This window comes from Rhodospirillum centenum SW (genome assembly GCF_000016185.1).
Lineage (GTDB): Bacteria > Pseudomonadota > Alphaproteobacteria > Azospirillales > Azospirillaceae > Rhodocista > Rhodocista centena.
On record NC_011420.2, the window covers coordinates 1,992,643 to 2,004,863 of the forward strand.

13 protein-coding genes are annotated in these 12,221 nt (G+C 69.9%); 4 read left to right on the forward strand and 9 right to left on the reverse strand.

From position 1 onward, the window contains the following. The first annotated feature begins 2 nt into the window (after positions 1–2). Positions 3–938 (forward strand): LysR family transcriptional regulator, encoded by a 936-nt coding sequence (locus RC1_RS09295; RefSeq protein ID WP_012567118.1) that lies wholly within the window; start codon positions 3–5, stop codon positions 936–938. 126 nt (positions 939–1,064) lie between these two features. Next, positions 1,065–1,760, forward strand: a complete 696-nt coding sequence (locus RC1_RS09300; protein WP_012567119.1) for a glutathione S-transferase N-terminal domain-containing protein — start codon at positions 1,065–1,067, stop codon at positions 1,758–1,760. Between the two features lie 81 nt (positions 1,761–1,841). Here RC1_RS09300 and RC1_RS09305 read toward each other — a convergent pair whose 3' ends face one another. After that, complete coding sequence (locus tag RC1_RS09305) at positions 1,842–2,654, reverse strand: SDR family oxidoreductase (protein ID WP_012567120.1); 813 nt, start codon at positions 2,652–2,654, stop codon at positions 1,842–1,844. 101 nt (positions 2,655–2,755) lie between these two features. Between RC1_RS09305 and RC1_RS09310 the strand changes: the two genes are divergently transcribed. Further along, a complete protein-coding gene (locus RC1_RS09310) occupies positions 2,756–3,352 on the forward strand; it encodes an SEL1-like repeat protein (RefSeq protein WP_012567121.1) in 597 nt (198 codons plus the stop codon). A gap of 26 nt (positions 3,353–3,378) precedes the next feature. On the opposite strand, the gene RC1_RS09315 is transcribed toward RC1_RS09310, so the two are convergent. Next, on the reverse strand, positions 3,379–3,969 hold the full coding sequence (locus tag RC1_RS09315; RefSeq protein WP_012567122.1) for a cell wall hydrolase: 591 nt from the start codon (positions 3,967–3,969) through the stop codon (positions 3,379–3,381). Positions 3,970–4,112: 143 nt separating this feature from the next. Then, positions 4,113–4,652, reverse strand: coding sequence for a thioesterase family protein (locus RC1_RS09320; RefSeq protein WP_012567123.1), 540 nt, complete (start codon positions 4,650–4,652; stop codon positions 4,113–4,115). Between the two features lie 143 nt (positions 4,653–4,795). On the opposite strand from RC1_RS09320, the gene RC1_RS09325 reads away from it, so the two are divergent. Continuing rightward, positions 4,796–5,380, forward strand: a complete 585-nt coding sequence (locus RC1_RS09325; protein ID WP_012567124.1) for a thymidine kinase — start codon at positions 4,796–4,798, stop codon at positions 5,378–5,380. A gap of 26 nt (positions 5,381–5,406) precedes the next feature. On the opposite strand, the gene RC1_RS09330 is transcribed toward RC1_RS09325, so the two are convergent. From RC1_RS09330 to RC1_RS09355, 6 genes are all read right to left on the reverse strand, one after another. Next, the gene (locus RC1_RS09330; RefSeq protein WP_012567125.1) at positions 5,407–5,670 is read right to left on the reverse strand and encodes a ParE family toxin-like protein; all 264 of its coding nucleotides are present in this window, start codon (positions 5,668–5,670) and stop codon (positions 5,407–5,409) included. Next, positions 5,667–5,894 carry a hypothetical protein gene (locus RC1_RS09335; RefSeq protein WP_012567126.1) on the reverse strand — a complete coding sequence of 76 codons (228 nt, stop codon included), beginning with the start codon at positions 5,892–5,894 and terminating at the stop codon, positions 5,667–5,669. Before RC1_RS09335 ends, RC1_RS09330 begins: the two co-directional genes overlap by 4 nt. A gap of 96 nt (positions 5,895–5,990) precedes the next feature. After that, positions 5,991–7,784 carry an acyl-CoA dehydrogenase C-terminal domain-containing protein gene (locus tag RC1_RS09340; RefSeq protein WP_012567127.1) on the reverse strand — a complete coding sequence of 598 codons (1,794 nt, stop codon included), beginning with the start codon at positions 7,782–7,784 and terminating at the stop codon, positions 5,991–5,993. Between the two features lie 153 nt (positions 7,785–7,937). Beyond that, positions 7,938–10,283: a 3-hydroxyacyl-CoA dehydrogenase/enoyl-CoA hydratase family protein gene (locus tag RC1_RS09345; protein ID WP_012567128.1), complete on the reverse strand. Its 2,346-nt coding sequence runs from the start codon at positions 10,281–10,283 to the stop codon at positions 7,938–7,940. 52 nt (positions 10,284–10,335) lie between these two features. Next, positions 10,336–11,472 carry a thiolase family protein gene (locus RC1_RS09350; RefSeq protein WP_012567129.1) on the reverse strand — a complete coding sequence of 379 codons (1,137 nt, stop codon included), beginning with the start codon at positions 11,470–11,472 and terminating at the stop codon, positions 10,336–10,338. A 143-nt stretch (positions 11,473–11,615) separates the two neighbouring features. Next, positions 11,616–12,053, reverse strand: a complete 438-nt coding sequence (locus RC1_RS09355) for a MerR family transcriptional regulator (protein ID WP_012567130.1) — start codon at positions 12,051–12,053, stop codon at positions 11,616–11,618. Between the last annotated feature and the right edge of the window lie 168 nt (positions 12,054–12,221).

Here is a 12,221-nt window from a genome sequence, read left to right on the forward strand (position 1 = left end):
ACATGGACCGGCTGGACGATCTGCGCCTGTTCACCTGCGTGGCGGAGACGCGCAGCTTCACCCGCGCGGCCGAGCGCATGGGCCTGTCGAAATCAGCGGCCAGCCGGCGGATCGCGGAGCTGGAGGCGCGGCTGGGCGCACGGCTGTTCCACCGCACCACCCGCTCCATCAGCCTGACCCAGGTGGGCCAGGGCTTCCACGAGCGGGTCAGCCAGATCCTGGCCGACCTGGAGGAAGCGGAGGGACTGGTCGCCAGCCAGCACGCCGCCCCCCGCGGGGTGCTGAAGCTGGCCGCACCGATGTCCTTCGGCCTCTTGCATCTGGGTCCCGCCATCTGCGCCTTCCAGGAGCGGTTCCCGGAGGTGCAGGTGGATGTGGACCTGTCCGACCGCTTCGTGGACCTGGTGGACGAAGGCTACGACCTGGCCGTCCGCATCGGGCGGCTGAAGGACAGCAGCCTGATCGCGCGGCGCATCTGCCCGGCCCGGCGGGTCGCCGTCGCCAGCCCCGCCTATCTGCAGCGTCGCGGCGAACCGGCGACACCCGACGCGCTGGCGGAACACGACTGCCTGCACTATTCCAACGCCTCCGTCGCAGACCATTGGAGCTTCCGGGCGGCGCCGGGGTCGGAGATGCTGCGCCCGGCCCGGCCCGCCGTCACCATGCGCGCCAACAACGGCGACATCCTGCGCACGGCCGCCGTGGCCGGGCGCGGCATCGCCGTGCTGCCGACCTTCATCGTGGGCGACGATCTGGCGGCGGGGCGGCTGCGCGCGGTCCTGCTGGACTGGACGGTCTCGCCCTCGGCGCTGCACGCCGTCTATCCCGCCAACCGGCACCTGAGCCCCAAGGTGCGGGCCTTCGTGGACTTCATCGCCACGCGCTTCGGCCCGGAACCGCCCTGGGACACGGCCCTGCCCGCATGGCCGGGCGGTTGAGCGGGCCGGTACGGATCCTGACGGCGACGGTTGTCGTGACGGCGGCGGCCGTGGCATCCGTCACTGCACCGGGGCCGACCGACCCGGCATGGTCCCGCCCCCGTTTCCGCATCCATCGAGGACGACATGGCGATCGATCTCTACGTCTGGCCCACCCCGAACGGCTTCAAGGTCTCCATCGCGCTGGAGGAGACGGGGCTGCCCTACACGGTCCACCCCATCGACATCGGCAAGGGCGATCAGTTCAGGCCCGAATTCCTGAAGATCGCCCCGAACAACCGGATGCCCGCCATCGTCGATCCCGACGGCCCCGGCGGCCGGCCGATCAGCCTGTTCGAATCCGGCGCCATCCTGATCTATCTGGCGGAGAAGAGCGGCCGTTTCCGGCCGCAGGACCCGGCCGTCTGGTACACCCACCTGCAATGGCTGATGTGGCAGATGGGTGGCGTGGGGCCGATGTTCGGACAGGCCGGCCACTTCATGATCTACGCGCCGGAGAAGGTCCCCTACGGCATCGAACGCTACGGCAACGAGGCGAAGCGCCTGATGAAGGTGGCGGACACCCGGCTGGCGGAGGCCGAGTATCTGGGCGGCGCCGAGTACGGCATCGCCGACATGGCGACCTTCCCCTGGCTGCGGGTGCATGAGCGCTACGGCCTTGTCACCGACGAGTACCCGAACGTGCGGCGCTGGCTGGAGACGGTCGCCGCCCGCCCCGCCGTGCAGCGCGGGCTGGAGCTGCTGAAGGAGCACCAGCCGAAGCCGGGCCAGACCATGACGGACGAACAGCGCGCCGTGCTGTTCGGCAAGCGGCCGGGCTGACGGGTCGCTCCGGGTGCTCCCGCGGGCGGCCCCCGCGGGAGCGCCGGCCGGCCAGAGGCGGCCCATCGGAAGCCGCCGGTATCAGACCTTGCCGAACATCTCCGCCAGGGCGGGGTCGCCCAGGGCGGGGCTGCCGCCCAGGTTGCTGCCGCCGTCCACCGGCAGCACGACGCCGGTGATGTAGGCGGCCATCGGGCTGGAGAGGAACAGGCAGGCGTCCGCGATCTCCTGCGCCGTGCCCCAGCGCCCCAGCGGGATGCCGCGCTTCGAGCGTTCCTCCGCCTCCGGCGTCGGGGTCAGGCGGCGCATCCCCTCCGTCCCCTCGATCGGGCCGGGGGAGACGGCGTTGACGCGGATGCCCTGCGGCCCCCACTCCATCGCCAGCACGCGGGTGAGCTGGTCGATGCCGGCCTTGGCCGCGCAGACATGGGCCTGGAAGACGTAGGGCCGGCTGGACTGGCCGGCGGAGATGCTGATGACGCTGGCGCCGGGGCTGCGCAGGAACGGGTGCGCCGCCCGCAGGACGTTGAAGGTGCCCAGCAGGTCGATGTCCACCACCGCCTTGAAGCCGTTCGACGACATGCCGAGCGCCGGCGCCACGAAGTTGCCCGCCGCCCCGCTGACCAGCACGTCGATCGGGCCGAAACGGTCGTGCGCCTGCCGCAGCGCCGAGTCGACCTGCTCGTAGCTGCGCACGTCGGCCGAAGCGCCGAGCGCATCCACCCCGTGGCCGCGCAGGCGCTCCAGCGCCGCTTCGATCCGCTGCGGATCGCGGGCAAGGATGCCGACATTGGCCCCGCGCGCGGCGAACCCTTCCGCGATGCCCAGGTTGATGCCGCTGGAACCGCCGGCGACGAAGACGGTCCTGCCCGTGAAGTCGAACGGGTCGCGCATGCCTCACTCTCTCCCTTCCCGGTGGCGCCCGGCGGACGTGACGCCGCCGCCGGAGCGGGAGTAGATTAAGCTCTCACCCGTCCCCCGGAACATCCCCCCACATGCGCCCGGTCCTGTCCGTTCTTGCCGCCATCCTCCTGGCGGCCGCCCTCCCCCGTCCGGTCGAGGGCCGCGAGGCCGTCACGGCCTGCGACCGGCTGGCCTCCCACCCCGACGATCCCGACCGCACGGGACCGGGCGTGCCGCAGGAGCGGATGGACATGCCGCGCGCCGTCACCGCCTGCACGGCGGATCTGGCCGCCGCCCCGGGAACGCCGCGGCTGGCCTATCAGCTCTCTCGCGCGCTGATGCTGTCCGGCAAGCCGGACGCCGCCCTGCCGAAGCTGGAGGAGTCGGCGGCCGGGGGATACCGCCATGCCCGCTTCGTGCTGGGATTGCTGCTGATCTCCGGCAAGGGGGTCGCGGCCGACCCGTGCCGCGCCGCGTCGCTGTGGCGGGAGGCGGCGCAGGCCGGCCATCTGCTGGCGGAAATCTCCTTCGCGGCCACGGTGCTGGACGGCGGCTTCGGCCGCTGCGCCCTGGAGGTGCCGGAGGCCGAGGTGCGCGGCTACATCGCCCATGCCCGCGTCCAGGCGAAGGGCACCCGCCTGGAACAGGAGGTCGAGGAACTGGCCGAGGCGCTGGAGGGGGACGAGTAGGCGCGACCCCTGGCGCGGGTGCCGGATCAGCCGTTCCCGTCGCGGCCACGGCCGCGGCTGCCGCTGCTGTAGTAGATGTGGGCGCCGATCTCGGCGACCTGCTCGAAGACCGCGCTCCAGGACGGGCTCACGCGGGTATGGTGGAAGTAGAGGGCGCCGCCCGTGGGGTCCTCGACGGTGCCGGACCCGACCAGATCGGCAATGCGCAGCGCCTGCCGCCAGGAATCCTGGTCGCGCGGCCGGTCGGAGCGTCCATCGCACCACCAGGAGAACTGGCAGGGCGGCGTCTCGCCCCCCTGCCGGACGACGTCGCAGGGCGTGTCGGGGAACTGCGGGTCTTCGACCCGGTTCAGGACGACCGCCGCGACCGCCGCCTGCGCCTTCTCCGGCTCGCCGCGGGCCTCGAAATAGACCGCCTTGGCGAGACACTCCCGCTGCGCCGGCGGCAGGGCGGCACGGGCGGCCGTTTCGTCCATCTCCCGCGTCATGCCCGCGTCGTATCCGGTTTCCGCTCCGGCCGTCCCCTTCGGCGTGTCCGCACGGTCGCGGGCGACGGCGTCGGGGGACGCGAGCAGCAGCACGGGGAGCAGGGCCAGGGCGGCGGAACGGGCGGACATCGGGACGGCCTCGTCGTTGTTGACACCGCCCCGGCAACCCGCCGCAGACCGTCCTTGTTTCCCGCCTACCCCCTCTGCCCCGTTGACCGCCCGACCGGAAGGCGGGCCGCGCGTCCCGTTTCCTTCCCCCGGACGGCGCCGGATCAGGTCGTGTGGGCGCGGGCGGACATCTCCTGTTCCGCCTGTTGCCAGGCGAGGATGCCCGGCGGCACCGGCGGGGAGTCGATCTGGCCGCCGCCCAGCGCGTCGAGCACGGCGGCGGTGGGCACGGTGCGGCCGCCGGCGAGGAACAGGCCCTTGGTCATGGCGACGGCATGGACCTCGCCCGCCAGATCCTCGAACACATGCTCGATGTAGAGCCACTTCTCGTCCCAGCAGATCACCTGGGTGCGGACGCGGAAGCGCTGGAACGGCGCCAGCGAGCGCCGGTAGCGGATGGTCGAGCTGCCCAGCACCGGCGCCCAGCGCCGTTTCAGCAGCACCCGCCAGATGCGGGTGCGGACGATCAGGTCCAGCCGGCCGATGTCCATCATCGCCAGATAGCGGCTGTTGGTCATGTGCAGGTTGGGGTCCAGGTCGGTGGGCCAGACCCGCAGCGTGACGACCGATGCCGCCAGCGGGTGGACCGGGCGGCCCAGCAGGGCGGCGACCACCACCCGGAGCATGCGGAAGAGAAGATTCATGGCGGCACCGGGGTCAGGTCGGGGCGGGGCACGGTCGGCGCTGGGTCATGATTGGCACAGGGTCAGGGCCGGCCGACGGTGATGGTTGGCAGGAACGGCCCGGCCCTGATACCAAGCTGCCGTTCTGCCAGGGAGGGTTCGGCGTGCGCTACGGTAAGCTCGAGGTGATCTGCGGCCCCATGTTCTCGGGCAAATCGACCGAAATCCTCAAGCGTGCCATCTGGTACACGCACGGGACCGGCACCCGGATCATGCTGCTGAAGCCCGCCTTCGACGTGCGCTACGCCCACGACCGGGTGGTGAACCACGACGGCATCGGCTTCGACGCCACGCCCATCACCCGCATGCCGGAGGTGCCGGAGGACGTGAGCGCCGTCTTCATCGACGAGGCGCAGTTCTGCTGCGCCCCGCATTTCGAGGGCGATCTGGTGCAGTCGGTGCGGGCGCTGCTGGAGCGGGGCATCGACGTGGGCGTCAGCGGGCTGGACACCGACTGGCGCGGCCACCCCTTCCCCGTCACCGCCACCCTGGCCGGGATGGCGGACACGGTGATCAAGCTGCGCTCCCGCTGTGCCGTGTGCGGGCACGAGGCGACCAAGAGCTTCAAGAAGCATGGCAACGACCGCACGCTCGAACTGGGCCAGGCCGACCTCTACGAGCCGCGCTGCAACCTGCACTGGCACGACCACAGCGGCCCCCGCAGCCGCGAACTGGCCCTGGATCTGTAGGGGCGGACGGGGAGTCCGGGCGTCGGTCAGGACAGCAGCCTGTCATAGTCCGCATGGGACCCGATCCAGAACCATGTGACCGTATCGCCGTCCACGATCCCCAGCGCCCGCCAGTGGATGCCTATGCGCACAGCATAGACGGCCGCGTCCACGTTGACACATTTGAAGTGCAGGCCCGGATGCCTGGGATTCTCCCGCCAGAGCCGATAGGCCCGGACCGGGGTCCTCTTCACCTCGCGCGGGAGCCCCGCGTAACACGCCCAGAAGTCGATGGTCGTCTGCGACTTCATTCCCGGGGAGCGTCGGAAGGATCATAGGGAAGGACCTCCCCTTCCGCGATCCGCTGCCGCGCGCGGGCGGCCAGGGCGGCAAGCTTGTCCTGGGTGGCCTCGAACCGCGCTGCCCACGCCCGCTCGGCCGCCGCCTGCTCCAGCATCGCGCTGGCGATGGCCTCCTGCGCGTCGTCCGGCAGGCGGGAGACTTCGGCGATGGCCTGGTCGAGGAGCTTGTTCATGCTGCCATCCTAAGGCGAACCGGCCCGCCGTTCCAGGGGCAGCCCGGCCCCGGCGGTCATCGCCGGGGCCGGGTCCCTGTCGCGCCGGGACGGCCGTCAGAACTGGGCGGCGTCCAGGTCCATCAGCGTCTTGCCGCCGGCCATCAGGCTCTTGAAGCGGAAGTCCACCTCCGGGAGCATCTTCTGCATGAAGAAGCGCGCGGTCTTGACCTTGCCGTCCAGGAAGGCGGCGTTGGCCGTGTCGTCGTTGGCTGCCTTCTGCTGCGCCACCTTCACCATCTTCAGCCACATCCAGCCCACGGCCACGAGGCCGAAGATGCGCAGATAGTCGGTGGAGGCCGCCCCCGCCTCGTCCGGCTTCGCCATGCCCTTCTGCGCCACGATGGCGGTCGCCTGCTGGAGCTTGCCGAACGCCTTGAACAGCGGCCCGGCGAACTCGATCAGCGCCGGCTCGTCCATCGCCGCCGCAAGCTCCGCCTGCATCGGGTGGAAGAAGCGGCGCAGCAGCCGGCCCATGTTCTGCGGCATCTTGCGGCCGACCAGATCGAGCGCCTGGATGCCGTTCGCGCCCTCGTAGATCATGGCGATGCGGGCGTCGCGGACGAACTGCTCCATGCCCCATTCGCGGATGTAGCCGTGGCCGCCGTACATCTGCTGCGAGGTGACCGCCGTCTCGAACCCGGCGTCGGTGAAGTACGCCTTCACCACCGGGGTCAGCAGCGCCACGAAATCCTCGGCCTCCTGCCGGACCCTGGGGTCGGGGTGCTTCTCGTAGACATCGATCATCATGCCGACCCAGTAGCCGAGCGCGCGGGCGCCCTCGGTGAAGGCCTTGGCCGTCATCAGGTTCTTGCGCACGTCCGGATGCACGATGATCGGGTCGGCCGGCTGCTCCGGCGCCTTGGTGCCGCCGAGCGAGCGACCCTGGAGCCGGTCCTTGGCATAGGCGACGGCGTTCTGGTAGGCGACGGTGGCGACGCCCAGCCCCTGCATGCCCACGCCCAGGCGCGCCGCGTTCATCATGGTGAACATGGCGCGCATGCCCTTGTGCGGCTCGCCCACCAGCCAGCCGGTGGCCTCGTCGAAGTTCATGACGCAGGTGGCCGAGGCCTTGATGCCCATCTTGTGCTCGACCGCCCCGCACATCACGCCGTTGCGCGGGCCGGGCCGGTTGTCTTCCGTCGGCAGGAACTTCGGCACGATGAAGAGGGAGATGCCCTTCGTGCCCGCCGGCGCGTCCGGCAGCTTCGCCAGCACCAGATGGATGATGTTCTGCGTCAGATCGTGCTCGCCGGCGGAGATGAAGATCTTGGTGCCGGTGATGCGGTAGCTGCCGTCGTCGGCCGGCACGGCCCTGGTCTTGATCAGGCCCAGGTCGGTGCCGCAGTGCGGCTCGGTCAGGCACATGGTGCCGGACCATTCGCCCGCGATCATCTTCGGCAGGTAGCGCCGCTTCAGCTCGTCGCTGGCATGCACCTTGATGGCGTTGATGGCGCCGTGGGTCAGGCCGGGATACATGCTGAACGACATGTTCGCCCCGTTCATCAGCTCTTCCATCACGAAGCTGACGGTGTGCGGCAGGCCCTGCCCGCCATACTCGGGATCGGCCGAGAGGCCCTGCCAGCCACCCTCGACATACCTGTCGTAGGCTTCCTTGAAGCCCTTGGGCGTGCGCACGACGCCGTTCTCGTAGGTGCAGCCCTCCTCGTCGCCGGAGCGGTTCAGCGGTTGCAGCTCGTTCTCGCAGAGCTTCGCCGCCTCCTCCAGGATCGTCATGACGAGGTCGGGCGTCGCGTCCTCGTAGCCGGGCAGCCTGGCGATCTGTCCGATGTCCAGCACGTCGTTCAGGACGAAGCCGATATCCTCGAGCGGGGCCTTGTAGATGGGCATGGGCGTTTCCTCTCTCGCATCCCGCCTCCCCTCCCCCGCCGCACCGGCACCGGCGTCCCCTGGACGGTCCGGATTCGGGTCGGCGGGCGAGACGAGGCCCGTTGGTGTCGATCAGGGCCGGGACCGGAGCGGCACCCCGGCCCCGGTGTTGTTCTAGTTCCGCAGCGGCTTGCCGGTTTCGAGCATGTGCTCGATCCGGTCGATGGTCTGCGTGGTCTTCACCAGCCCGATGAAGGCGTCCCGCTCCAGGGCGAGCAGGTCGTCCTCGGTCACCGGCTTCGTGATGTCGGTGTTGCCGCCCGACAGGATGAAGGCCAGCGCCTTGGACACGGTGATGTCGTGCGGCGTGGCCTTGCCCTGCAGGGCGAAGCCTTCCACCGCCATCTCCAGCGCCATCTTCGCCGACGGGCCGGGCAGGCGGATCTCCACCGGCTGCGGCGGCTCGTAGGCGGCGGCCATCTCCAGCGCCTTCTTCTTGGCGTCGGCCAGCAGGCGATAGCGGTTGAAGGTGATGCCGTCGGTCGGGCGGAGGAACAGCAGCTCCTTCGCCTCGAAGGCCGACTTCGCCACCTTCGCCGTGCTGATGGTCTCGAACACCTGGGCGATCGGCGGCATCGGGCCGCCGGGGCGCTTCTTGTTGACCGTGGCGCGGGTCAGCAGCTCCTTGCAGCCGCCCCAGCCGGGGATCAGGCCGACGCCGACCTCGACGAGGCCGATGTAGCTTTCGGCATGCGCCTGCACCGCCGAGCAGTGCAGCAGGATCTCGCAGCCGCCGCCCAGCGCCATGCCCGAGGGCGCGCCGACCGTCGGGAAGGGCGCGTACTTCAGCGCCTTGTAGGTCGCCTGCCCTTCCGCCGTGCCGGCCTCGATCTGCGGCCACAGCCCGATGTTCACGGCGAACATGGCGAGGCCGAGATTGGCGCCGACGGAGAAGTTGTCGGATTCGTTGTGGATGACCAGCGCCTTGAACGGACCCGCCTTGCCGTTGCCGATCGTCTCGATGGCCTTGCGGATCATGGCCATGATGTCGGTGTCGAGCGCGTTCATCTTGGAGGTGAACTCCAGGCAGAGCACGCCGTCGCCGATGTCCCAGAGGGCGGCGGAACCGTTCTTCGCCACGGGCTTCGACGCCCGCTTCACGTCGGACAGCAGCAGCACGCCGTCGGGGCGCTTCACGTCGCGGTAGTCGCCGTCCACGCCGAGGAACTGGAGCTTCCCGTTCTCCACCCGGTAGAAGGGACGCCCGGCGGCGACCGCCAGCAGCTCGGGCACGCGCTTGCCTTCGGCCGCCAGCTTCTCCGCGAACCAGCCCGTGCCGAGCTGGTCGATCATCTCGAACGGACCCCACTTCCAGTTGTAGCCCAGGCGCATCGCCTCATCGACCTCGACCACCGTGTCGGCGATCTGCGGCACCAGATCGGCGGCATAGGTCAGGGCCTGCGACAGCACCCGCCAGGCGTAGCGGCCGCCCTTGTCGGGATGATCGACCAGGGCGCGCAGGCCCTTCACGCCGGCGCTCTCCAGCGCGGTACGCTGCTGCGGCCGGTACTGGCCCGTGCCCAGGTCCAGCGCCTCGCGGCTGCGCTTGCCGCCCGGCAGCTTCTGCTGGCGGTAGAAGCCGCCCTTGCCCTTCCGGCCCGTGTAGCCCTCGGCGATCATGCGCTCGATCACCGGGCTGGTGCGGAAGATGCGGCGGTAGTCGTCGTCCGCCGGCAGGGTCGCCAGCAGCGACTTGGCGATCAGCGGCATCAGGTCCAGCCCGACCAGATCGATCAGGCCGAAGGTGCCGGTCTTGGGCAGGCCCATGGGCCGGCCGGAGATGGCGTCCGCCTCCTCCACCGTCAGGCCACCGTCGATCGCCTCGTTCACCGCCGCCTGCATGAAGTAGGTGCCGATGCGGTTGGCGATGAAGCCGGGCGTGTCCTTGCAGGTGACCACGCCCTTGCCCAGCGCCACGTCGCAGAAGCGGGCCACCGCCTCCACCGCGTCGGCACGGGTGCGCTCGCCCTTCACGATCTCCAGCAGCCGCATGTAGCGCGGCGGGTTGAAGAAGTGGGTGATCAGGAAGTCCTGCGCGAACTGCTCGCTCTGGCCGTCCAGCAGGATGCGCAGGGGAATGGTGGAGGTGTTGGAGCTGACGACCGAGCCGGGCTTCCGCACGGCGTCCAGCTTGCGGTAGAGGTCGGACTTGATCGCCGGGTTCTCGACGATGGCTTCGACGATCCAGTCCACCCCGGCCAGCTTGTCGAGGTCGTCCTCAAGGTTGCCGGGGGTGATGAGGCCGGCGGCCTTGCGGTGCATGAAGGGAGCCGGGTCGGTCTTCAGCATCTTCTCGACCGCCGTGCGGGCGACGACCGAACGGTCGTTGCCCTGGCCGTCCTTGACGGCCTGCGGAACGATGTCGAGCAGGAAGACGGGGATGCCGGCGTTGGCGATGTGGGCGGCGATGCCGCTGCCCATGACGCCGGCACCGATCACGGCGGCGCTGCGGATTTCCATGGTTCTTTCCTCCCTGGGGGAAGGACGCAGGGGTGCCTGCGGCCGTCGCGTCTCAGACCGCCTCAAGGACGGTGGCGATGCCCTGACCGCCGCCGATGCACTGGGTGGCGACGGCGAGCTGCTTGCCCTCCCGCTGAAGCAGGCTGGCCGCCTTGCCGGTGATGCGCGCGCCGGTGGCGCCCAGCGGATGGCCCAGCGCGATGGCGCCGCCGTCCAGATTGCAGCGGGCGAGATCCATGCCCAGCTCGCGCGCCACGGTCATGGACTGCACGGCGAACGCCTCGTTGCTCTCCCACAGGTCGATGTGCTTCACCTCCAGCCCGGCGCGCTTCAGCGCCTTGCGGGTGGCCGGCACGGGCCCGTAGCCCATGATCGTCGGATCGCAGCCGGAGACGGCGATGGCGCGGATCTTCGCCAGCGGCTTCAGGCCATGGGCGCGGGCGTACTCCTCGCTGCACACCAGCGTGGCCGAGGCGCCGTCGGTCAGCGGCGAGGAGGTGCCGGCGGTCACCGAGCCCTCCGCGTCGAAGGCGGGCTTCAGCCCGGCCAGACCCTCGGCGGAGGTGTCGGGGCGGATGCAGCCGTCCTGATCCACCAGCTTGCCATTGGCCTGGATCGGCACGATCTCGTCCGTGAACCGGCCGGCCTCGCGGGCGGCGGCGGCCTTGCGGTGGCTCTCCACCGCGAAGGCCTCCTGCTCGGCGCGGGTGATCTGGAACTTGCGGGCCAGATTCTCGGCGGTGATGCCCATGGCCATGTAGGCGCCGGGCTCGACCTCGGCCAGCTTCGGATTCGGCATCGGGTTGAAGCCCATCATGGGCACCCGCGTCATGCTCTCCACCCCGGCGGCGATGAAGACATCGCCCGCGCCCATCTGGATGGCGCCGGCGGCCATGTGGATCGACTGCATGGAGGAGCCGCAGAAGCGGTTCACCGTGGTGCCGGCGACCGAGCGCGGCAGGCCGGCCAGCATCGCCACCAGCTTGGCCATGTTGAAGCCCTGCTCGCCCTCGGGGAAGGCGCAGCCCAGGATCAGGTCCTCGATCTCCTCGGCGGGGACGCCGGAGCGCTCCACCAGCGCCTTGATCACGGTGGCGGCCAGATCGTCGGGCCGTACCTTGGTCAGCTCACCCTTGTTGGCCAGATGGAAGGGGGACCGGGCGTATCCGGCAATCACGACGGTCTTCATGGTATCTGCGCTCCTCGCCTTATGAGTTCGTGGTCCTGACGGGATAGGGTCACGTTGTTTCCGGCAGTCCGAAGATCAGGACTGTCCGGTATTTGAGGTCGTCCGGTCTTCTTCCCGGCGTTCCCTGGCATGTGGGGTACCGATCATTCCTCATCCAGGGCGACACCTTGATGACGGAAATGTTCGACGATCTGCCGGTCGATCTCGCGCAGCTCCCGCAGGGTCTGCTGCACGTCCGTGAGCTGCTGTTCAAGCTGGGCGATCCGCCTGGCGCCGATCCGGCGGGCGTAGCGCATCTGCTCGATCTGGCGCTCGTCCTGATCGTACAGGTCGATGAAATCCTTGATCTCGTCGATCGAGAAGCCGAGCCGCTTGCCGCGGCAGATCAGCATCAGCCGGGCGCGGTCGCGGTGGCTGTAGACGCGGTTCTGACCCTCGCGGGCGGGCGAGAGCAGCCCCTCATCCTCGTAGAAGCGCAGGGTGCGCAGGGTGAGGCCGAATTCCTCGGCCAGCTCGCCGATCGTGTAGGTGCGCTCACCGCGCGGCCCCGCCGCCCGGGATGTCTCCAGGCCTTCCGGCACGCCTTGTCTCCTCCCCGCCGGTCATCGACGTGTCCCGGACAGGTTCGGAGCGTCCGGTTTACGTTTACGTAAAGGTAAGTAAGGCTGCCGGGTGTGTCAAGCGGCCGCGGGCCGGCGCGTCCGCCCGGGGGAAGCAGCTTGGCGGGTGCAGGATGTTCATGTATTGTT